The following is a 20,677-nucleotide window of genomic DNA, read 5'->3' on the forward strand; positions in this document are numbered from 1 at the left end:
CGAAGGTAGCCGGCGCCGGGCTGTCTCGAGCGAGCCGACGAGCTGTAGCAGACAGGCTGGGCGCTGAAACGCAAAAACGGGCTCGAAGGCCCGTTCTTGCTTGAGGGGTGAAGTCCTTACAGCGGACCGATGCTGGTGCAGCTGTGCGCGGTCTTGGCGTGCTTCTGCAGAATCGGCAGCTGCGGGCGGTGCTTGCCACTGGTCACGTCCAGCGACAGTGCGTACTCGCCCCACCAGGGACCTGCTGCCCAGTAAGTGCTGGGGATGCAGTTCTGACGCAGGTAAGACAGCAGGTTGTCAGTGGCCACCAGGGCGGACGGCGAGAAGTCCGGAATACCGTGCTCACCGATGTAGCCACGCAGCTTGTTCTGCTTCAGCCAGTCGACGAACGGCTTGACGCGATTGACACCGATCATCGGGTCGAACTTTTCGTTCTTGTCGAAGTAGTTACCGGAGAAATCCTTGTCGATGTACATGTGTGCTTCGTACACCAGGTTGTTCTTCGGATCGCGCATCCACGGGTTGCTGATCAGCTGAGTGTTGTAGTGCGGCCAGTGGAAGGCACTGGACCAGCGGTCACCGGCCACGTAGATCCAGCGCTTGGAATCCACGGTGCGGATCGCCTGAGCAGCAGCCAGGGCGGCCTGCGGCCAGAGCCCATTGGTCGAATGTGGCTCGTTCATCAGCCCGTAACCTTCCACCGCCGGGTGGTTGACCACTTCCTGCGCAATCTGCTTCCACACCGCCGCGAATGAGCTGATGGGTACTTCGTTCGAGCCGATCAGCTTGTTGAAATATCGGTAGTAGTTGTGCAGGTCGAGGATCACCTTGACGTTGTGCTTCTGCGCGAAATCCAGCGACTGCTTCAGGCGCGCAAGTTCTGTGGCATTCAGCGGCGTGTTCAGCTTGGGCTGGATACGCTCCCAGAGGAACGGCAGGCGTACCAGCGGCATGCCGAGGTCGGCGTACTTCTTGTAGTACGACTCGGCCGGGTATGTGTAGTTGGTGCCGTGTGTACCGGGAACCACCGACGGGCCGAAGCCTGCACCGGACAGGTTGACGCCAACCAGCAGCGGTTTGCCATTGGTGGTGCTCGGCGCTGACGGCACTGGGCTCGGGGCCGGCGCCACAGCAGCAGGCGGCGTGGTGACCGAGGGAGCCGAAGGCGTGGCGGAGGTGCTGACCACGGAGACCGTCTTCGGATAACCGACGGCAGCGCCGTTGATGGCCGCGCCTTCCAGGAACACGCTCAGGTTGCTGCCGACCACCTGGGTACGCAGAACCTTGCGCACCAGGCCGTCAGCCAGTTTTACCGATGCACCGGTCTTGAAAGCGGCGACGTTGGCGCTGGTTGCCTGGATGGAGAACCCGGCGGACGCACGGAACACACCGTTCAGCCACTCATTGTTGGTGAAGCTGTTCAGGTTGCTGGTGGCAACGACCGAAGACGAAGGTGCGGTCGGTGCCGGAGCAGTTGCGGTAGTACCGGCGAGGGTCAGCTTGTTGGGCGCGCCCACTACACTTCCGTTAACCGCGGCGCCTTCGAGGAAGACGCTCATGTTGCTACCGACGACTTGTGCCTGGGTAATCTTGCGAACCTGGCCATCGGCCAGTTTTACCGAAGCACCGACTTTGAAGTTGGCCTTATTGCCATCGTTGGCCGGAATGGAGAAGCCCGGCGACTTGCGCCAGACACCATTGAGCCAATCGGTGTTGGTAAAGGCATTAATGCTGGTGGAGAAAGCAGTCGCCGTCGACGGCGCGGTTACTGCAGGCGCCGCGGTAGCGGGAGCCGAAGTTGCGGCAGCCACGGTTGCAACCGACTGCGGTGCACCCACCTTGTTGCCATCGAGCTTGGCGCCATCAAGGAACACACTCATGTTGCTGCCGACGACCTGCGCGCGGCTGATGGTGCGCACTTGGCCATCAGCCAGGCGAACCGAGGCGCCCGCCTTGAAAGCCGCCTGGTTGGCAGCCGTGGCCGGAATGGAGAAGCCTGCGCCAGTGCGCCAGACACCATTAAGCCAGTCGGTATTGGTAAAGGCGTTGACCTTGGTGGAAACGGTGGCTGCAGCGACAGCGGTAGCTGCAGCAGCGTAAGGAACAGTTGCTACGGTTACGCCACCCATGAGGGCAGCCATGGCGATGGAAGCGACGAGTGCCTTACGGGCACCGGTAAACAGGTTGGTGGACATTGAGTCTCTCCGGAACTTACTACTTCAAAGGCCCAGCCTTCGAAAAGTGACGGGAGGTCGATAAGTCGTGGGGCGATACTGGAAGGAACCGCGGTGTCACAACAAACGAACCGTTCTACAAGAAATTTCCCGCCGTCCACCCCCTGAACAAACCGGTAAATCGTCTTGCGTGGCGGCTTTATAATAGGTTCGAAAAAATAATGGAAATCTTTGTGGCGGAAAAAGATCGCCAATAAGCCGCCATATATCTGTCACCGATATTATGTTGCCATTATATAAATGGGTACAGATATCGATTTGATATGACGCTTAGCCCCCTTGCTAGAGGAATTTGTCGTTCCGCTTGCGACGGTTTTTTGAATTCGCCAACTTTCAAACAGCATTAAATCCTATGATTTTGTCCCGACGAACGGCACCGGATAATTGCGCGAAACGGCAGGGATTAATCCCTATATAAGGGTGACGCTCGGGCAACCGTCGGCGCGCTTTCGAGGTCCAACAAGAGGATCAACAGACGCAGGCGGAGGTTAGCGATGAGCCATAAGTTCAAGGTCGGCGATCACGTGAGCTGGAACTCGGAAGCGGGACGAGTCCGCGGTCGCATCACTCGGGTGCACACGGCCGACACCGAGTTCATGGGCCGGACCCGGCGTGCCAGCCCCGAAGCACCGCAGTACGAGATCAAGAGCGACAAGACCGATCACGTGGCGATGCATAAAGAGTCGGCGCTGACCAAGCTGGACTGATTGCATGACTGACACGCTGACCGTCTGGACCATTGGCCATTCGAACCGCTCGCTGGAGGCCTTTGTCGAGCTGCTGCAGTTGCACGGCATCGAAGCCATCGCCGACGTGCGCCGCTTCCCCGGTTCGCGGCGGCTGCCACAGTTCGGCAGCGAGGCGCTGCGGGGTGCATTGGGTGAAGCGGGTATCGGCTATGCCTGGTTCGAGGAGCTTGGTGGTCGCCGACGGCCGCTTGCGGATTCGCCCAACCTGGCCTGGCGCAACAGCTCCTTTCGCGGCTACGCCGATCATTTGCAGAGCGACGAATTCAACCGCGGGCTCAACCGTTTGCTGGAAATGGCGGGCCGGCAACGCACCGCGATGATGTGCGCCGAGGTGCTCTGGTGGCGCTGCCACCGTTCACTGGTATCGGATGTGCTGAAGACCCGAGGTATCGAGGTGCTGCACATCCAGGACGAGAAGCCGCCCGCCGCCCACCCTTTCACTGCCCCGGCACGGCTGGTCGACGGCCAGCTGAGCTATGCCGCAGGCAAGGGCGTGCCGCTGAGGAAGGAAGCTGGCAGCCAGATCGACCTGGATCTTTAGCCCATGACGCGCATCAGGGGCGCTCGATGCGGTCCGGGTGGATGACGATGCGACCCTGCTTGTAGAGCCCGCCGATGGCCTTCTTGAAGTTGCCCTTGCTGACACCGAACCGCCGCGCGATCTCTTCGGCCGGGCTCTTGTCGCTCACGGCCAGTACGCCCTGGTTTTCCTCCAGTTGCTGGAGGATCAGCGCCTGCAGAGCATCGGTCGCCTCGCTGCCGATCGGCTGCAGGCTCAGGCTGATCTTGCCGTCGGCGCGCAGCTCGCGGATGTAACCCCGCTCACGCATGCCGCCGCGCAGGAACTTGAACACCTCGTTCTTGTGGATCAACCCCCAGTGCTGGCCGTTGATGATCGCCTTGTAGCCGAGATCGGTCGGTTCGACGATCAGCAGGTCCACCGCGTCGCCCACTCGGTAGCGCGCCGGCGTCTTGTCCAGATGGCGATCCAGCCGTGCGGTGGCGGTGATGCGACGGGTGCGCTGGTCAATGTACACGTAGACCACACAGTAGTCGCCGACTTGCAGCGGCCGCTTCTCCTCCGAGTGCGGCAGTAGCAGATCCTTGGGCAGCCCCCAGTCGAGGAAAAGCCCGACGCGGTTGATTTCCGCCACCTTGAGACTGGCGAACTCGCCGACCTGCACCCTGGGCTTCTCCGTGGTCGCGATCAGCTTGTCCTCGCTGTCGAGGTAGACGAACACGTTCAGCCAGTCGTCCACCTCGGTCGGCACATCCTTGGGGATGTAGCGGTTGGGCAGCAGAATCTCGCCATCCGGCCCGCCGTCGAGGTAGAGGCCGAAACCGGTGTGCTTGACGATCTGCAGGCTGTTGTAACGTCCGATGGCGGCCATGGCGGGTGTCCCAGTGATGAAGGCGGCGATTCTAGCGGCGCGGCAAGGCATAAGCGATGACTGAATCCCCTGCCTTGGTGCCCAGCGAGCCATGCCCGCCGGCGACCACCACCACCATCTGCCGCCCGGAACGGCTCTGGTAGGTCATCGGCGTCGCCTGGCCGCCAGCCGGCAGGCGCGCCTTCCACAGCTCGCGACCGGTACTGACGTCGTACGCACGCAGATAGTAGTCCAGCGTGCCGCTGAGAAACGCCACGCCACCGGCGGTGACCATCGGCCCGCCCAGGCTCGGTACTCCCATCTTGAACGGCAGCGGAATCGGCGAGCGATCACGCACGGTGCCGTTCTTGCGCAGCCAGTGGGTCTTGCCGGTGCGCAGGTCGGCGCCCGCCACATAGCCCCACGGCGGCGCGGTGCACGGCAAGCCGATCGGCGATACGAAGGCCTCCAGTTCCACCGCGAATGGCGAGCCGAAGTTCTCGTTGAGAAACGGCTCCTTGTCCGAGACATAGGTCGTCTCGTCGTCCTCACGCGGGATCAGCCGCGAAGTGAAGGCCAGGTACGCCGGTGTGCTGAATACCATCTGGCGTACCGGATCGACCGCCACCCCACCCCAGTTGAAGACGCCGAAGTTACCCGGATGAACCAGCGTGCCCTGAGTGGAGGGTGGCGTGTAGCGTCCCTCGTAGCGCAGCGAATGGAACTGGATATGGCACATCATCTGGTCGATCAGCGTGGCACCCCAGAGGTCCTTGCCCTGCAGCTTCGGCGGTTCGTAGGACAGTGCCGACGCAGGTTGCGTCCTGGCGACCCAGTCGCCTTCGGCCGCACCTTGTGGCGCGGGCACCTCCCGCACCGGCAGGATCGGCTCGCCGGTGCGGCGGTCCAGCACATAGATGTCGCCCTGCTTGGTCGGCGCCACCAGCGCCGGCACCGGCCCCTCCTCCGTCTGGATGTCGATCAGGCTAGGCTGTGCCGGCACGTCCATGTCCCAGAGGTCGTGCCGCACGGTCTGGAAAACCCAGCGCAGCTGGCCGCTATCCAGGTCGAGCGCCACGATGGAGGAGGAAAAACGCTCGCTGTTCTCGCTGCGCCGCCCGCCCCACTGATCCGGCACCTGGTTGCCGAGCGGAATGTAGACCAGCCCCAGCGTCTCGTCCGCGCTGGAAATGCTCCAGCTGTTCGGGCTGCTGGCGCTGTAGGTCTGCCCGGCAGCGATGGGCGCGGTCTCGTCGGGGTTGCCCGGGTCCCAGTTCCACAGCAGCTTGCCGGTATAGACGTCATAGGCGCGGATGACCCCGGACGGCTCGTTGGCGCGCACGTTGTCGTTCACCGCACCGCCGATGATCACCCGGTCGCGCGCGACCACCGGCGGAGAGGTCGAGTAGTAGAAACCCTCTTTTACGTGGGGCATGTTGGCCCACAGGTCCACTTCGCCGTTGTCGCCGAAGCCGGGGCATATCTCGCCGGTTCTGGCATCCAGCGCGATCAACCGGGCGTCGGCAGTGGGCATGAACAGCCGCTGGCGACAGCTCTGCGCCTGGCTGGAGGCGGGAGCGGCATGATAGGAAAGCCCGCGACAGGTCAGGTGCTGGCGGTTGACCGAATGCGGCACCTTGGGATCGAAGCGCCAGCGCTCTTCGCCGGTCTCGGCATCCAGGGCGATCACCAGGTTGTGCGGCGTGCACAGGTAGAGGCTGTCGTCGACCTTCAGCGGAGTGACCTCGTAGGTGGTCTCGTCCGGGTCGTCCGGACCGCGCAGATCGCCGGTCTGGTAGTGCCAGACCGGCTCCAGGCGCTCGACGTTCTGCGGAGTGATCTGCGCCAACGGCGAATAGCGCTGGCCATGCTGGGTACGCCCGTAGGCATGCCAGTCGCCCTCCGGCACGCTGTCGTCGACGGCAGGCGCCTCGGCCAATGGCGGCGGCAGCATGCCTTTGATGTCATGGCTGTCGCGCCCCACCGCATAGATGGCCGCCACACCCCAGAGCAACACCGCCAGCATCAGCGGAAGCGCTGCACCACCCCAGGCACGGAAGCCGAAATGCTGCCAGCCCAGGCGACGCGCGATCCATGGTGTGAGCAGCCACAGGCCGAGCGGCGCGATGATGCTGCCGCGTGGCGCCAGTTGCCACCAGTCCAGGCCGACTTCGTACAACGCCCAGCCGAGCGCACCGAGCATGAGCAGGGCATACACCCACAGCGCCGTGCGGCGGCGCATCAGCAGCAGGACACCGGCCAGCAGAAAGCCGGCCGCCAGGATGGCGAAGTACCAGGTTCCGCCGAGGCTGATGACCTTTGCACCGCCGACGCCAAGCGCCAGCCCGACGATGATGCAGAACAATCCGCTGATGACTACTGCCACGGCGCCAACTCCTCGCTCTTGTTATTCGACCTGCACACATTCCAGATGACCGGCACAGACGGCCATCACTGGAATGGGACAGGCGATGAGCGGGAATGCTCCATGGAAACGGCAGTGCGGCGGAGCAGGCCGCCTGCCCGCCGCTGCCCCGGCGATTAGTTGCTGTCCAGCCCTACCTGCAGCAGCTTGCCGTCAGCGGCATCGGTGAGCAGGTAAAGGAAGCCGTCCGGCCCCACACGCACGTCACGGATACGCGCATTCAGGTCCTTGAGCAGACGCTCCTCGCCGACGATCCGATCGCCATCCAGCTGCAGCCGGATCAGCGACAGGTCCACCAGGGCGCCGATGAACAGGCTGCGCTGCCAGGCCGGGAAACGCTCGGCATCGTAGAACGCCATGCCGCTGATACCCGGGGATTTGTCCCAGACGTGATGAGGCGGCTCGGTGCCCTTCACGGTTTTGCCCTGGGCCTCCGGGATCGGCAGCATGCTGTAGTTGATGCCATGGGTCGCCAGCGGCCAGCCATAGTTCTTGCCGGCCTGAGGGATGTTGATCTCGTCGCCACCACGCGGGCCATGTTCGTGCGTCCAGAGCACGCCGCTCCAGGGATTGAGCGCGGCCCCCTGCTGATTGCGGTGGCCGTAGGACCAGATTTCCGGACGCACGCCGTCGCGCCCCACGAAGGGATTGTCGTCGGGCACGCTGCCATCCAGGCCGATGCGCACCACCTTGCCCTGATGCTTGTCGAGGTCCTGCGAGGTGGAGCGCTGGTTGTTCTCGCCCAGCGCCACGAACAGATGGCCGTTGCCATCGAAGACCAGCCGCGAGCCGAAATGAATGCCGCTGGACAGCTTGGGCAGCTGGCGGAAGATCACCTCGAAGTTTTCCAGCCGGGATCGATCATCACTGAGCCGGCCGCGGCCGACGGCCGTCCCGGCCTTGCCGTCCTCGCCAACCTCGGCGTAGCTCAGATAGACCAGGCGGTCCTGCTCGAACGCCGGCGACAGCCGGACATCGAGCAGGCCACCCTGCGCGCGGGCGAATACGTCCGGCACGCCAGCCAGCGGTTCCGATCGGCTGCCATCGAGCCCCACCAGCCGCAGCCGACCGGGCCGCTCGGTCACCAGCATGTGCTCGCCATCCGGAAGAAAGGCCAGCCCCCACGGGTTCTCCAGCCCCGCGGCGATCTCCTTGACGGTTATCTGCCCCGCCTCGCTAGGAAAGCGTTGCGTTTCAGCGGCAACCTGGAACGAAGCGGCAATGAAGAAACCGCAGAGCGTGGTGCGAATGGCTTGACGCAGCATGAAGGTCCTCCGGTGATGGGGCGTTGTGATTCCCAGATACGCCGCTTCATTGAAGACCAGAGCGTCGGCTCGGTGGTTGCGAAAACGCTTCAAGAAATGACCGACCGTAAAAAGCTGAACAAAATTTGATCAAATCTGTATAATGCCCGGTTCGACTGATTGAAGGAAAAGCGATCCATGGCCACCAAGACCACCAGCGCCAAGCGCAAACCCGAACCCGCGACCGAAACCAGCCAGTCCCTGGCAGAGCAGATGGCCGCGTTCCTCAAGGCCGGCGGCGAGATCCAGACCATCCCCAACGGCGTGAGTGGCCAGACCCAGGGCCCGTCCCGGCAGATCACCATCAGCAAGAAGTGATGCGCTGACACGAACCGCTTTCGGCGAGCCGCTCTGTACAGGCTCGCCGCGTTCCACCTCCTTCCTGATTTCTCCGAGCATCCCATGACCGATCCCGTGCGCCTTGCCAAACGCGTCGCCGAGCAATTCGGCTGTTCCCGGCGCGAGGCCGAGCTGTACATCGAGGGCGGCTGGGTCACTGTCGACGGCGAGCTGGTCGAAGCGCCCTTCCTCAAGGTAGGTCCGCAGCAACGTATCGAACTGCAGCCCGGCGCCACGGCGAAGGAAATCGCCCCGGTGACGCTGCTGCTGCACAAGCCAGCCGAACTCCCGATCGACAGCGATAACGATGGCCCCCGCCGTGCGCTGCAGGCCAGCGAGCACTGGGCCGATGATCCGTCCCGCACCGAACCACTGCAGCGTCACCTGCTGCGCCATACCTTGCTGCTGCCCCTGGATGCCGATGCTAGCGGCCTGAGTGTGCTCAGCCAGCAGCGTGAAGTGATCCGCCTGCTCGGCGACACGCGCAACAAACTCGAGCAGGAGTACGTCGTCGAGGTCAGCGGCGAAGCCGAAGAAGGTGGCCTGGCGCTGCTGGCCAAGGGAATCGGGCATCGTGGCAGGATCCTGCCCAAGGCCAAGGTCAGCTGGCAGAGCGAAAACCGCCTGCGCGTGGTGGTCAAGGAACCCGCACCAGGCGAGGTTCGCATGCTCTGCGAGGCCATCGGCCTGCGCGTCGTCGCCAGCAAGCGCATACGCATCGGCCGACTGTCGATGGCCAAGCTGCCGGTGGGGCACTGGCGCTTTCTCGGCGAACACGAGCGTTTCTGACGCTGCCGCCTGCACCAGTCGGCGGAGCGCGCTTGCCTTGCCCGCCGCGCTGAATCAGTCTTGAGCGCTGGGCCGGGGCAATTCGCCACGACGACCCACCCTCCAAGACAGGACCGCGATGCAGAAACTGCTGCTCTTGTTGCTGATTCTTCTATCGCTGCATACCCAGGCGGCCGAGCCTGTCACTGTCTGGGCCTATCAACCTTCTCCGCCGTTCGCCTCCGGCCAGAGCCCCGGCCTGTCCGAAACCCTGGTACAGCTGCTCAACGAGCACCCGACCAACCAGGGTCGTTACGAATTCCGCCTGACGCAGCTGCCGCGAAAGCGACTCGATGCCCGGCTCGCCGCCAACGAACCGGGCATTCTTTTATGGGCCACACCGGAGTTCTTTCCCGAACGGTTAACCGCTCGGGCCAGCTGGACGCGACCGCTGCTCTGCGACATTCAGGATTTCGTCTCGCGGCGGGCGGCTCCGGTCGACTATGACGGCCCGCGCTCGCTGCACGGCCTGCGCCTGGGCGGAATCCTCGGGCATCGCTATCGCACGCTGCAGGCGGATATCGACAAGGGGCTGATCCGCCGCGAAGACGTGCATACGGACCTGCAGAATCTGAACAAGCTGCTCTCAGGGCGCATCAATGTCGCCCTCATCCCCCGCTCGTCACGCCTGTTCTACAGCCTGACCGAGGTGCCAGAAGCGCAGCTGCACGTTTCACCGAGCCCCCTGTACGTGTTCGACCGCCACGTGCTCATGACTGCCAGCCTGCCCGCCGCGACCACGCAGTACATCCAGCAGCTTGTCGCCGACCTGCCGCACAGTGCCCGCTGGCAGACGTTGCTGCGACGCTATGGCCTGCAACAGATGAACGCGCCCTGCCCCAATTTCTAAGCGAACGTAAGCCGCACTGGCGAATCGAAGCAGGCACGCCCCATACTGGCGAAAAGAGAACGGAGTACCAATTCAGCCATGAAAAAGGCATTGCTCTTCGGCCTGCTGTTGACTCTCGGCGGTTGCGCCAGCCAATCCTGCGATCGCGCCTGGGACGACGGCGGCTGTCGCGCCGAGCGTCTGCTGTACCAGAACGATCTGATGCAGGCCAAGATTCTGATATCGGTCGGTGATGAAGACAGCTACGAACTGGCCCAGGCCCTGCTCGATCGCAGCGCGCGGCTGGATCGGCGCGGTGAGACCGAGTTCTACCAGGCACTGCTGCTGATCCGTCAGGGCCCGGAGCCCTCCGAAGTGCTGCAATTGCTGGAGAAGGCCAAGCGCAAGGGCCATCCGCACGCGGTGGCGCTGCTCTACAAGATCTACCAGGAGCCCTATCTGATCGAGCAGGCGGACCCGATCAGGGCCGAGGGCTATCGACAGGCCTACGGCGAACTGGACGTCGCGCGCAGCGGCTACCCATCGTTCGACAAATCGCTGGAACTGGTCGATCAGCTGGTTGCGCCACCGCCACCCTCTGTGCCGTACCAGGCACCATGCCCGCAACACTGCCTGGAGCAGGCACGCTAGCATCGCGGGCTGGCGAGGAGCGATCAGGGCGCAGGGGTCTGCGAAATCCGCGGTTCCTCTTCGCCGTCGGCGACCGCGCGCGCTTCCGCTTCGGTGGCGTAAGGGCCGCCAACGATGGTGCCGTTCAGTTCCACCACCCAGCATACGGCCCAGGTCGGGCGCCAGGCTTTGGGTACGTCTTCGCCGCTGAGGTGCTTGATCTGCGAGGTCATGGCGTTTCTCCATTGCTACTGAGACAAGACGGCCGTCCGCGCCGCGGAGCCGGCCCCATGCAATGCAGACCACAAGCCGGCACGCTTTGCTCGTCCCGATCGACGAAACGGACCGAGCCAGAACCCTTGGCGGCAGCTGGGCTCTACACACACAGGTGCCGCCCGCTGAGGAAAGACGATGCGCTCCACCAGCCGCCTGTTTCTGCTGATGTTGCTTTGCACCTTCCTGCTGGTCGGCTGCAGCCGCGCAACCCTGGTCTACCGCAATCTCGACACGCTGATTCCCTGGACACTCAATGATTACCTGGACCTGGACCGCACCCAGCAGCGCGAACTGCGCCAACGGCTGCGCGAACACTTGGCCTGGCACTGCAGCACGCAGTTGCCGGAACTCCTTGCCAGGCTTGACCGGCTGGAGCGAAGCAGTGCCGACGGCCAACTCGAGCCGAGCGATCTGGAGCCACACTACCGCGGCGTACGCGACGCCATGCACAGCATCGCGGTGGAGGTCACCCCGACCGCCACCGATCTGCTGCGGGCATTGAACGACGCGCAAGTCGAGGAACTGCGCAAGGCGCTGGACGAGAACCGCCGTGAACACCGGGAGAAGTACCTCGAGCCGCCCCTGGAGCAGCAGATCCGCGAACGCGCCGAGCGCATGCAGGAGCGCCTGCAGTACTGGTTCGGCCCGCTGAACGCGCAGCAGCGCCAGCGCGTGCTGCGCTGGGCGCACACCCTGAGCGAGCAGAACAGCCGCTGGCTGCGCAACCGCGAGCAATGGCAGGCGATGCTGCTGGCCGCCGTCGAGCAGCGCCACGGCGCCGATTTCGATAAGCGTATCGCCCGGCTCTTGCAGGATCGCGAAGCGCTGCTGAACGAAGATGACCGCGCGGCGCTGCAACGCGCAGAACAGGCCGGTCTGGAACTGGTGGCCGACCTCCATCGCCTGGCCGACGACGGCCAGCGCGCCCATCTGAGCGGACGGCTGACGCAGCTGCAAAGCGACTTCGGCAGTCTGAAGTGCCTGGCCCAGGCCGGCTGACGACCGGGCCTCAGCGCCCCGTCGAGGTCAGCCGGCGCAGGGCCTCACGCTGCGCCGGCTCGTCGAGGTCGAGCAACCACTGCGGCTTGCCCGCCACCAGCGCCGCCAGCGGCACGCCATCGCGGTAGAGGATGCGGTTGCCCGGCAGCGCCGGCACCTTGCTGCCCGGCAACAGCGTCCCCAACTGATTCAGCGGATCGACCGCCGAGACCGCCAGCAGCTCGCCCGCCAACGGCCGCTTGCGCACCTCACGCAACAGCGCCAGCGCTTCCGGCAGGGCGAACTGCTCGCCCGCCACGCCTGCGACGAAACGCCCGCCGCGGATCTCGCCACGCGCTTCCAGCCGGTGGTAGACCCGCAACAGCTCGCGCCAGGGCGGCAGCCAGTCCGCCTCGCGCGCCAGCAGTCGCCAGAACACCACGCCGTAACGGCGCAGCAGCACGCGGGCAATATGCTCCAGCGCCTCAGCCGAAAAGCCGGAGCGGCCGGTCGTTTCCTCGGCCTCGGCAGGTTTGCGCACCAGCGCCCAGCGCCCCGCGTCGGCCATACCGCCGATAAAGGCGCCTCCGCGGGTTCGCCGCGCCGTGCGCGAACGCTTGCTGGCCGGCGTCAGCAGCGCACGCAGGCCGGCGAAGCTGTCGGCGTTCACCAGCCCGACCGCCACCAGTTCGCCCAGGGCGTCCTCCAGTTCGCTGCGCAGCAGATGGGCATCGTGCTGAAGTTCGTCGAAGAACAGCGCGCCATGGGTCTGCAGGCAATCGAACACGCGCTGCGCCCGCGATGACAGTTCCGGCGCGGGCGCGTCGCTGGCCAATGCATGCCAGGCACCGAGCTGGCGCCTCGGCAACAGTACGATAGGCGTGCCACGTACCGGCCCGCCGCTGGCCTTGAGACGCCCGGACAGCCGCGTCCAGACAATGCGACCGGAGCGGCACAGCTCATCCAGCCAGGTGCTGCCGTAATCCTTCAGACGGGCCGGCAGCAAGTCGCTTTCCCAGGCCGTCGCGGCCGCCTGGAAGCCTTCCAGCTGCTCGACCAGTGTGCCCAGCGCCTCGCGCCCCTGCATGCGGGTGCCCGCCGACAGATGCTGCCAGTCGGCGAGAAAGCGCATGCAGTCGGCAAGCTCCACCGGCTCGATCTCGCGGCGTAGGCGCTTGACCGTGTAGCGATGGATACGCGCCAGCAGGTGCCGCTCGCACCACTCGTCCTCGCTCGCTCCCGGGCTGAAGCGCCCGCGCAACACATAGCCCTGGGCCTCCAGACGGGTCAGCGCCAGCGCCACCGCCGAGGCCGGCAGGGCCAGCGGTCTAGCGATCAGCGGCACCGGCAGCGGCGCGAAACCGCTCAGACGGGCGCGGATCAGTTCCACCAGCGCCTCCTCTTCGTCGAGCAGCTGGTCATAGCCGGCCGGCAATGGCAGACGCGGCTCGCAGGCCGCCTGCGGATAGATCGAACGCAGCCAGGCCAGGCGCTCCAGCGGGGTCCAGAGCGCGCGGTCGTGAGCCACCTGCAGGCGTGTCGCCCGCCCCGCGCGGGCCAGCTCGGCGAGCCATTGCAGCCAGTGCGGCTGCCCCGCCGCCTCGGCCTCGGCGATGCAGCCCAGCGCCGTCAGCGCCTCGTGCAGCTCGTCGCTGTTGCGCGCCTCCGGCCAGGCCTCCGCCCCCACCGCCGCTATCGCCTCGGGGTCCAGCGCGCCAAGGTCGTCGGCCGATTCCGGATCGCTCCAGCGACGGGCGAGCACCGCCTGGGTGCGTCGCTCTTCCAACGGGGCGTCGTCGAGAAAGGCGTAGGGGCGCGCGCCGAGGATTTCCATGGCCAGTGGCGACGGCGCCGGCAGGTCACGTGTCAGCAGCTCGACTTCTCCCCTCTCCATGCGCCGCAGCAGCGACAGCCAACCCTCGCTGTCCATGGCCTCGTGCAGGCAGTCGTCGAGGGTCTGGCGCACCAGCGGGTGGTCGGGAATCTCCCGTTCACCCACGATGTTCTCCAAGCAGGCCACCTGATCGGGGAACACCGTGGCCAGCAGGTCTTCGCTTTTCATCCGCTGCAGCTGCGGCGCCACCTTGCGCCCGCCGGCCATGCGCGGCAGGGCCAGCGCGGTAGTGGCGATCCAGCGCCAGCGCACGCCGAACAGCGGCGCGTCGAGCAGCGCCTGGATCAACACCTGTTCGGCACTGGCCGAATGCAGGTAGCGCCAGACCTCATCCAGCGCGAAGCTGTGACTGGTCGACAGCGAGAGGATGATCGCGTCCTCGGTGGCTGCCGCCTGCAGCTCGAAGTTGAAGGTGCGGCAGAAACGCTTGCGCAGCGCCAGGCCCCAGGCGCGGTTGATGCGGCTGCCATAGGGCGAGTGGATCACCAGCTGGGTGCCGCCGGACTCATCGAAGAAGCGCTCCATGATCAGCCGCCGCTGGGTCGGCAACGCGCCCAGCGCCGCCCGCGCTCGGGCCAGGTATTCGACGATCTGCTGCGCGGCTTCGCGTGGGATGCCCGGGGTACCGGCGAGCCAATCGATCACCGGCTGCAGGCGTTCGGCCGCTTGCGACTCGGCGCTGGCCAGGCGCTGGTCGATTTCCCCGCGCAGGCGGGCGACCGCGGAGGACAGCTCGTCGCTGCGCCCTGGCGCTTCGCCGAGCCAGAACGGGATGCTTGGCGGCATGCCCTGGGCGTCCTCCACGCGCACCCGCCCCGCCTCGATCTTGAGGATGCGGTAGGAGGTGTTGCCGAGCTGGAACACGTCCCCGGCCAGGCTCTCCACGGCGAAATCCTCGTTCACCGTGCCGATGTTCAGCCCCTGCGGCTCCAGCAGCACGGCGTAGTCGGAGTTGTCGGCGATGGTGCCGCCGGAGGTCAGCGCGGTCAGCCGCCCGCCGCGGCGGCCGCGCAGGCTGCGGGTCGCCAGGTCGCGATGCAGATAGGCGCCGCGCGCGCCATGGCGAGTGGTATAGCCTTCGGCGAGCATCCTCAGCAGCGCCTGATAAGTGTCGTCATCCAGCACCGCATAGGGCATCGCCCGGCGCAGCAGCGCCAGCAGCGCGTCCTCCTGCCATTCACGGCTGGATACCTCGGCGACGATCTGCTGGGCCAGCACGTCCAGCGGGGCCGGGGGAATTCTCAGCGTGTCCAGTTCGCCGCGGCGTACGGCATCGAGCAGCGCGGCGCATTCGATCAGGTCATCACGCGAGCTGGGAAACAGGCGCCCCTTGGATACGCCCGCCACTTGGTGGCCGGCGCGCCCTACTCGTTGCAGGAAGGCGGCGATCGAGCGCGGCGAGCCGAGCTGGCAGACCAGTTCCACGTCGCCGATGTCGATGCCCAGTTCCAGCGAGGCGGTGGCCACCAGCACCCGCAGTTCGCCGCGTTTGAGCTTCTGCTCGGCCGTCAGCCGCTGCTCGCGCGCCAGGCTACCGTGGTGCGCCGCCACCACCGCGCCGCCCAGCCGTTCGGCCAGATGGCGGGTGGTGCGCTCGGCCATGCGGCGCGTGTTGACGAACACCAGGGTGGTCCGATGCTCGCCGGCCAGCGCGGCCAGACGGTCGTAGACCAGCGCCCAGGCATCGTTGCTCATTACCGCTTCCAGCGGCACCGGCGGGACTTCCAGCGCCAGGTCGCGGGCGCGGCCATGGCCGATATCGACGATCTCGCAAGGGCGCTCGGTTCCGACCAGAAAGCGCGCAACCGCGTCTATGGGCTTCTGTGTGGCGGACAACCCGACGCGCACCAGCGGTCGTTCGCAGAGCGCCTCCAGCCGCTCCAGCGACAACGCCAGGTGGCTGCCGCGCTTGTTGCCGGCGATGGCGTGGATCTCGTCGACGATCACGCTGCGCACATCGCGCAGCATCTGCCGCCCGGACTCGGAGCCGAGCAGCACGTAGAGCGATTCCGGCGTGGTGACCAGGATATGCGGCACCCGCTTGCGCATCGCGTTGCGCTCGGCCTGCGGCGTGTCGCCGGTGCGCACAGCGGTGCGAATGTCCACCGGCGGCAGGCCGAGCCGTTGCAGCTCGGCGCCGATGCCGGCCAGCGGTTGCTCGAGGTTGATATGGATATCGTTGGACAGCGCCTTGAGCGGCGACACGTAGAGCACCTGGGTGCCGTCGACCAGCCCGCTCTCGGTCAGGCCCTGCTGCACCAGCGCGTCGATGGCGGCGAGAAAGGCGGTCAGCGTCTTGCCCGAACCGGTCGGCGCGGCGACCAGGGTCGAGCGACCGGCGCGTACCAACGGCCAGGCTGCTGCCTGAGCCGGTGTCGGGGCGGGAAAGCTGCGGGAAAACCAGCCCGCCACGGCGGGATGGAAGCGGCACAGCGGATCGGGGGCAGGCATGCTCATGCCGATGAATATGGTGCCGCGCCTGCCATAGCACAAGCGACAGCCGGTCGGCTGTGGGGAAACGGCACCGGCATATGGCGGTCAACTCCAGACAACGGCAACGCAACGGAGACGATCATGACCACAACGCCCCTGAGCCTGGACGACGCGATGCAACTGGCCTCGGAAGCCTTTTTGCCCTGTGGCTGCGTGACCAGCGCCAACCCCGAAGACGACAGCTTCGGTTTCACCGTGATGAACGGCAGCGGCGAAGAACTCGTCCGGGTGGCGCAGGTGCGCGACTACGCCGACCCGCTGCGCATGGCCCAGGTCATCGAGCAGACCCGCCAGGAGCTGATCGACAAGGGCTGCACCCTGGAGCCCTGGACGATGCCCTTCATCACCGACGCCAGCGCCATTCCGGAAACCACTCCGAACTACTGAGGAGGCGGCATGAGCGATCCCGTTCTGTTGATCACCGGCGCCTCGTCCGGGATCGGTGCGGCCACCGCGCGCCAGGCCGCCAAGGCCGGCTATCGCCTGGCACTTGCCGCGCGCTCGGCGGACAAGCTGCAGCGGCTGGTTGATGAAATCGGTCCGCAGCGCGCCATCGCCATCCGCTGCGACGTCACCGACTACGCCGAACAGCAGGCAATGGTGCAGCAGGTGCTGGAGCGCTTCGGCCAGCTCGATGCGGTCTACGCCAACGCCGGCATACCGGGCAGCGAAGGCGGCTTCAGCGCGGCCGACCCGGCGGTATGGAAGGAGATGCTGCTGACCAACGTCTACGGCGTCGGGCTGACGCTGCGCTGCACACTCGCCGCGCTCAAGGCCAGCCGCGGCCATCTGCTGCTCACCGGCTCGGCGGCAGGGCGCTTCGTCATTCCCGGTTCGATGTACAGCGCCAGCAAATGGGCGGTGACCGGCATGGGCCTGAGCGTGCGCGAGGAGCTGCGCGGCAGCGGTGTACGGGTCACGCTGATCGAGCCGGGCATGGTCGATACGCCACTGTTCGACGAGCCGCCGGCCTATGCCCTGCAACCGGAGGACATCGGCCGTGCGGTGGTCTATGCGCTGTCGCAACCGGCCCATGTGGATGTCAACGAAATCCTGATCCGCCCGACACCGCCCCTGCAGGACAAGCAATAGGCGCGGCGCTCAGTGCGGGTCGCTGCGCTGCTGCTGTTGCCGCAGGCGGCCCGACTCGTTGATCTCCGCCGGTCCGGCCGTATCGCCATGCCGGTGTTCACCCGCGCCACGCACCCGCTGCAACTGGATGACCTCGCCCTTCTCCCAGGCATTGGCAGCCGGGTCGACCTCGGGTTGCACGATCGATTCGCGGTCACGGCGCCTGGCCTGGGTATCCACACCCAGGCGCTCGTCACGGGCCATTTCCAGCGCCGGGTCGAGCTGGCCGTCGGCGGTAAAGCCCATCATCAGCGCCGGAATACCGTAGGGCAGCTCCTTGTCGCGATCGGTGTGCCAGGTATGCCAGGTCTTGCCGTAGGTGCTGACCACCTGCTCCATCAGCTGCCGCTCCGCCACCTCAGGCAGGCCGGGCGCAACCAGGGTGCCGGACTTCACCTCATAGTCGTGGCTGTGCCAGAGCTTCTTTTCCTCTTCCGGCAGCGTTTCGAACAGGCGTGCGCTGATGATGTATTCCACGCCCATCAGCTTGGCGTCGCGGCCGTTGCCGTCATAGATCAGCGCCTGCATCACCTCCTCGTTGAGGCGGGTGACATAGTGATGCGCCTCCATCTGCCCGTTCATGTCGCCGTTGTAGAAATGGAAGCCGTTGAGATAGGCGCTGACCGCGTTCAGCGGCGCCTGGCCCTGCAGCAATCGGGCGCCGGCCTCCAGCGCACGGGTCTCGGTACTTTTCGGCGCGCCCGCCGCCTCGGTGTAGGGTGCGGTGTCGTGCTGCCCGCAGGCCCCCAGAACGGCCGCGCTACAAAGGACCAGTGACTTTCGCATCGTTCGATCTCCTGCTTTGCTCATAGAGGGAGTGACCACGTGCACGATGCATTTCTTCACCACGGCCTACCCGCCCGGCAGAAACTTTTGCCCTGTGCCCCGTGTCGCTATGGGAGGCCGTTTCGGTCGCGCAAGCACCTAGGGGGGACAGCCATGGGCAACCTGGCACAACAGCCGCATCCGGCATTGGCCGAGCTCGATCAGTTGCTGCAGCGCTATCGGCAGGTACGCGCGACCAGCGAGGCGATCTGCGCGCCTCTGCAGATCGAGGACTACGTGATCCAGAGCACGCCGGAGGTCAGCCCGCCGAAATGGCACCTGGCTCATGTCACCTGGTTCTTCGAGACATTCGTACTGTTGCCCTACCTGCCGGGCTATCGATGCCAGAACAAGGCCTACGACTTTCTGTTCAATTCCTACTACCAGACCCACGGCGTGCCGTTCCCCAGGGCACGACGCGGCATGCTTTCCCGCCCCGGGGTGAAGGAGGTCTATCGCTACCGCGAGCAGGTGGACCAGGCAATCGGCGAGCTGCTAGCCAACCCGCCTCGCGAGCAGGCCGCCGAGATCGTCCGGCGGGTCGGGCTGGGCTTGCAGCACGAGCAACAACATCAGGAACTGCTGCTGATGGACATCAAGCACATCCTGGGGCAGAACCCGCTGCATCCGGTCTATCGCGACGACCTGGCCAGCCCGTTGCCGAGCCGCCCGGCGCGCCCCCGCTGGTATGACTACGCCGGTGGGGTGCAGCATATCGGCCATGCCGGCAGTGATTTCGCCTTCGATTGCGAAACACCGCGGCATCGCCAGTTCGTCGAGGATTTCCAGCTTGCCGAGCGGCTGGTAACCAATGGCGAGTACCTGTCGTTCATCGCTGACGGCGGCTACGCCCGGCCGGAGCTGTGGCTTTCCGACGGCTGGGACCTGATCCAGCAGGCCGGCTGGAACGCACCGCTGTACTGGCTGCGAGAAGACGAAGCCTGGCATGAAATGACCTTGGGCGGGCTGCGCACGCTGGACCTGGAAGCACCGGTCTGCCACGTCAGCTACTACGAGGCTGATGCCTATGCACGCTGGGCCGGCGCACGCCTGCCGAGCGAGGCCGAGTGGGAGATGGCGGCGGCCGACCAGCCGCTACGTGGCAACTTTCTCGAGAGCGACTACCTGCAACCGGTCGCCGCGCCCACCGGCCACGACGGCCCGCTGCAGCTGTTCGGCGATGTCTGGGAATGGACAGCCAGCGCCTACCTGCCCTACCCCGGCTTCCGCCCGCTGGAAGGCAGCCTCGGTGAATACAACGGCAAATTCATGTCCGGCCAGATGGTGCTGCGCGGAGGCTGTTGCGCCACGCCGGAATCCCACGTGCGGGTCACCTACCGCAACTTCTTCCAGCCGGCGATGCGCTGGCAGTTCGCCGGGCTGCGCCTGGCACGAGGACTCTGAGCATGGCCCTGGCGATTCATTTTCACGACCAGCTGCAGCAGCCGCATGAGGCCTCGTTGCGCGACGAGACCCTGGCCGGATTCGCCGCCACGCCGAAGTGGGCGTCACCGAAGTTCTTCTATGATCGGCGCGGATCCGAGTTGTTCGAGCAGATATGTCGGCAGCCGGAGTACTACATCACCCGCACCGAGGAACAAATTCTTGCCGAGGCGGCCAACGACATCCTCGACATCGCCGGCCCTCACAGCGACCTGATCGAGCTGGGCAGCGGCGCCAGCCGCAAGGTCCGCCTACTGCTGGAGGCGCTGCACCCGACCAGCTACCTGGGCATCGACATCTCCGAGGACTTCCTGCTCAGCAGCACCCAACGGCTGGCGGCGGACTATCCCTGGCTGGAGGTGCATGCCGCCTGTACCGACTTTTCCCATGAACTGAACCTGCCGGACGACTTCTCCAGCGAGCACCCGCTGGTGTTCTTCCCCGGCTCGAGCATCGGCAACTTCACCCCCGCCGAGGCCAGGGCCTTCCTGCAGCGTTTGCACGACGTGCTCCCGGCCGGCGGCGGGCTGCTGATCGGCGTCGACCTGGTCAAGGATCGGGCGGTGCTGGAAGCGGCCTACAACGACCGCGCCCATGTCACCGCCGCGTTCAACCTCAACCTGTTGCAGCGCATCCGCAACGAGCTGGACAGTGACATCGACCCGTCGCGCTTTGTCCATCGGGCGTTCTTCAACGAGGGCGAATCGCGCATCGAGATGCACCTCATCAGCCCCGAGGCGCAGGATGTGACCATCGAGGGCCGACGTTTTCACTTCGATGCCGGCGAGAGCCTGCATACGGAAAACTCCTACAAGTACACGCTGGACTCCTTTGCCGCCCTGGCCGACTCCGCCGGCTTCGACTGCCGCGGCCAGTGGACCGATCCGCGCGGGCTGTTCAGCGTCAACTACCTGCAACGGCGCTGACCC

General features: G+C 65.6%; 19 protein-coding genes. 12 read left to right on the forward strand and 7 right to left on the reverse strand.

Annotated elements, in window-relative coordinates; translation table 11 throughout:
• Positions 1-116: 116 nt before the first annotated feature.
• Entirely contained in the window at positions 117-2,195 is a 2,079-nt protein-coding gene (locus P5703_RS13890) for a glycoside hydrolase family 5 protein (protein ID WP_125912221.1), read from the reverse strand.
• A 533-nt stretch (positions 2,196-2,728) separates the two neighbouring features.
• On the opposite strand from P5703_RS13890, the gene P5703_RS13895 reads away from it, so the two are divergent.
• Both P5703_RS13895 and P5703_RS13900 read left to right on the forward strand, forming a co-directional pair.
• Entirely contained in the window at positions 2,729-2,941 is a 213-nt protein-coding gene (locus P5703_RS13895; protein WP_013982283.1) for a hypervirulence associated TUDOR domain-containing protein, read from the forward strand.
• 4 nt (positions 2,942-2,945) lie between these two features.
• Positions 2,946-3,524: a DUF488 domain-containing protein gene (locus P5703_RS13900; RefSeq protein WP_013982282.1), complete on the forward strand. Its 579-nt coding sequence runs from the start codon at positions 2,946-2,948 to the stop codon at positions 3,522-3,524.
• A gap of 13 nt (positions 3,525-3,537) precedes the next feature.
• Here the strand turns inward: P5703_RS13900 and P5703_RS13905 are convergent, their stop codons facing one another.
• From P5703_RS13905 to P5703_RS13915, 3 genes are all read right to left on the reverse strand, one after another.
• Complete coding sequence (locus tag P5703_RS13905; RefSeq protein ID WP_013982281.1) at positions 3,538-4,374, reverse strand: CvfB family protein; 837 nt, start codon at positions 4,372-4,374, stop codon at positions 3,538-3,540.
• A gap of 31 nt (positions 4,375-4,405) precedes the next feature.
• Complete coding sequence (locus P5703_RS13910; protein ID WP_213918774.1) at positions 4,406-6,739, reverse strand: glucose/quinate/shikimate family membrane-bound PQQ-dependent dehydrogenase; 2,334 nt, start codon at positions 6,737-6,739, stop codon at positions 4,406-4,408.
• Positions 6,740-6,894: 155 nt separating this feature from the next.
• Positions 6,895-8,043 carry a PQQ-dependent sugar dehydrogenase gene (locus P5703_RS13915; RefSeq protein ID WP_285587510.1) on the reverse strand — a complete coding sequence of 383 codons (1,149 nt, stop codon included), beginning with the start codon at positions 8,041-8,043 and terminating at the stop codon, positions 6,895-6,897.
• On the opposite strand from P5703_RS13915, the gene P5703_RS13920 reads away from it, so the two are divergent.
• From P5703_RS13920 to P5703_RS13940, 5 genes are all read left to right on the forward strand, one after another.
• Entirely contained in the window at positions 8,032-8,172 is a 141-nt protein-coding gene (locus P5703_RS13920; RefSeq protein WP_155416511.1) for a hypothetical protein, read from the forward strand. The genes P5703_RS13915 and P5703_RS13920 overlap by 12 nt on opposite strands.
• 48 nt (positions 8,173-8,220) lie before the next feature.
• A complete protein-coding gene (locus tag P5703_RS13925; protein WP_013982276.1) occupies positions 8,221-8,400 on the forward strand; it encodes a PFL_1563 family small protein in 180 nt (59 codons plus the stop codon).
• A gap of 84 nt (positions 8,401-8,484) precedes the next feature.
• On the forward strand, positions 8,485-9,210 hold the full coding sequence (locus P5703_RS13930; protein WP_011912624.1) for an RNA pseudouridine synthase: 726 nt from the start codon (positions 8,485-8,487) through the stop codon (positions 9,208-9,210).
• A gap of 118 nt (positions 9,211-9,328) precedes the next feature.
• A complete protein-coding gene (locus P5703_RS13935) occupies positions 9,329-10,099 on the forward strand; it encodes a PAAT family amino acid ABC transporter substrate-binding protein (RefSeq protein WP_200631120.1) in 771 nt (256 codons plus the stop codon).
• 78 nt (positions 10,100-10,177) lie between these two features.
• The gene (locus tag P5703_RS13940) at positions 10,178-10,729 is read left to right on the forward strand and encodes a hypothetical protein (protein WP_125459693.1); all 552 of its coding nucleotides are present in this window, start codon (positions 10,178-10,180) and stop codon (positions 10,727-10,729) included.
• 23 nt (positions 10,730-10,752) lie between these two features.
• Here the strand turns inward: P5703_RS13940 and P5703_RS13945 are convergent, their stop codons facing one another.
• Positions 10,753-10,941: a hypothetical protein gene (locus P5703_RS13945; protein WP_013982273.1), complete on the reverse strand. Its 189-nt coding sequence runs from the start codon at positions 10,939-10,941 to the stop codon at positions 10,753-10,755.
• A gap of 178 nt (positions 10,942-11,119) precedes the next feature.
• On the opposite strand from P5703_RS13945, the gene P5703_RS13950 reads away from it, so the two are divergent.
• Positions 11,120-11,983 (forward strand): DUF6279 family lipoprotein, encoded by an 864-nt coding sequence (locus P5703_RS13950; protein ID WP_011912621.1) that lies wholly within the window; start codon positions 11,120-11,122, stop codon positions 11,981-11,983.
• 10 nt (positions 11,984-11,993) lie between these two features.
• Here P5703_RS13950 and P5703_RS13955 read toward each other — a convergent pair whose 3' ends face one another.
• Positions 11,994-16,313 (reverse strand): DEAD/DEAH box helicase, encoded by a 4,320-nt coding sequence (locus P5703_RS13955; protein ID WP_285587528.1) that lies wholly within the window; start codon positions 16,311-16,313, stop codon positions 11,994-11,996.
• 117 nt (positions 16,314-16,430) lie between these two features.
• On the opposite strand from P5703_RS13955, the gene P5703_RS13960 reads away from it, so the two are divergent.
• Both P5703_RS13960 and P5703_RS13965 read left to right on the forward strand, forming a co-directional pair.
• Entirely contained in the window at positions 16,431-16,736 is a 306-nt protein-coding gene (locus P5703_RS13960; protein ID WP_125875587.1) for a hypothetical protein, read from the forward strand.
• A gap of 9 nt (positions 16,737-16,745) precedes the next feature.
• Positions 16,746-17,441: an SDR family oxidoreductase gene (locus P5703_RS13965; RefSeq protein ID WP_014596235.1), complete on the forward strand. Its 696-nt coding sequence runs from the start codon at positions 16,746-16,748 to the stop codon at positions 17,439-17,441.
• A gap of 9 nt (positions 17,442-17,450) precedes the next feature.
• On the opposite strand, the gene P5703_RS13970 is transcribed toward P5703_RS13965, so the two are convergent.
• Positions 17,451-18,266 carry an OBAP family protein gene (locus P5703_RS13970; RefSeq protein WP_279641678.1) on the reverse strand — a complete coding sequence of 272 codons (816 nt, stop codon included), beginning with the start codon at positions 18,264-18,266 and terminating at the stop codon, positions 17,451-17,453.
• Positions 18,267-18,419: 153 nt separating this feature from the next.
• On the opposite strand from P5703_RS13970, the gene egtB reads away from it, so the two are divergent.
• Both egtB and egtD read left to right on the forward strand, forming a co-directional pair.
• The gene (gene egtB / locus P5703_RS13975; RefSeq protein WP_279641679.1) at positions 18,420-19,709 is read left to right on the forward strand and encodes an ergothioneine biosynthesis protein EgtB; all 1,290 of its coding nucleotides are present in this window, start codon (positions 18,420-18,422) and stop codon (positions 19,707-19,709) included.
• Between the two features lie 2 nt (positions 19,710-19,711).
• Positions 19,712-20,674, forward strand: a complete 963-nt coding sequence (gene egtD / locus P5703_RS13980) for an L-histidine N(alpha)-methyltransferase (RefSeq protein ID WP_279641680.1) — start codon at positions 19,712-19,714, stop codon at positions 20,672-20,674.
• Positions 20,675-20,677: the final 3 nt, after the last annotated feature.

Origin of the sequence: Stutzerimonas sp. FeSN7, assembly GCF_030263795.1 — a bacterium.
In the GTDB taxonomy this organism is placed as follows: domain Bacteria; phylum Pseudomonadota; class Gammaproteobacteria; order Pseudomonadales; family Pseudomonadaceae; genus Stutzerimonas; species Stutzerimonas stutzeri.

Bases quoted from the DNA above. Each gene is read 5' to 3' on its own strand.
- P5703_RS13890 (WP_125912221.1), bottom strand. From the start codon at position 2,195: ATGTCCACCAACCTGTTTACCGGTGCCCGTAAGGCACTCGTCGCTTCC.
- P5703_RS13895 (WP_013982283.1), top strand. From the start codon at position 2,729: ATGAGCCATAAGTTCAAGGTCGGCGATCACGTGAGCTGGAACTCGGAA.
- P5703_RS13900 (WP_013982282.1), top strand. From the start codon at position 2,946: ATGACTGACACGCTGACCGTCTGGACCATTGGCCATTCGAACCGCTCG.
- P5703_RS13905 (WP_013982281.1), bottom strand. From the start codon at position 4,374: ATGGCCGCCATCGGACGTTACAACAGCCTGCAGATCGTCAAGCACACC.
- P5703_RS13915 (WP_285587510.1), bottom strand. From the start codon at position 8,043: ATGCTGCGTCAAGCCATTCGCACCACGCTCTGCGGTTTCTTCATTGCC.
- P5703_RS13925 (WP_013982276.1), top strand. From the start codon at position 8,221: ATGGCCACCAAGACCACCAGCGCCAAGCGCAAACCCGAACCCGCGACC.
- P5703_RS13930 (WP_011912624.1), top strand. From the start codon at position 8,485: ATGACCGATCCCGTGCGCCTTGCCAAACGCGTCGCCGAGCAATTCGGC.
- P5703_RS13935 (WP_200631120.1), top strand. From the start codon at position 9,329: ATGCAGAAACTGCTGCTCTTGTTGCTGATTCTTCTATCGCTGCATACC.
- P5703_RS13940 (WP_125459693.1), top strand. From the start codon at position 10,178: ATGAAAAAGGCATTGCTCTTCGGCCTGCTGTTGACTCTCGGCGGTTGC.
- P5703_RS13945 (WP_013982273.1), bottom strand. From the start codon at position 10,941: ATGACCTCGCAGATCAAGCACCTCAGCGGCGAAGACGTACCCAAAGCC.
- P5703_RS13950 (WP_011912621.1), top strand. From the start codon at position 11,120: ATGCGCTCCACCAGCCGCCTGTTTCTGCTGATGTTGCTTTGCACCTTC.
- P5703_RS13955 (WP_285587528.1), bottom strand. From the start codon at position 16,313: ATGAGCATGCCTGCCCCCGATCCGCTGTGCCGCTTCCATCCCGCCGTG.
- P5703_RS13960 (WP_125875587.1), top strand. From the start codon at position 16,431: ATGACCACAACGCCCCTGAGCCTGGACGACGCGATGCAACTGGCCTCG.
- P5703_RS13965 (WP_014596235.1), top strand. From the start codon at position 16,746: ATGAGCGATCCCGTTCTGTTGATCACCGGCGCCTCGTCCGGGATCGGT.
- P5703_RS13970 (WP_279641678.1), bottom strand. From the start codon at position 18,266: ATGCGAAAGTCACTGGTCCTTTGTAGCGCGGCCGTTCTGGGGGCCTGC.
- egtB (WP_279641679.1), top strand. From the start codon at position 18,420: ATGGGCAACCTGGCACAACAGCCGCATCCGGCATTGGCCGAGCTCGAT.
- egtD (WP_279641680.1), top strand. From the start codon at position 19,712: ATGGCCCTGGCGATTCATTTTCACGACCAGCTGCAGCAGCCGCATGAG.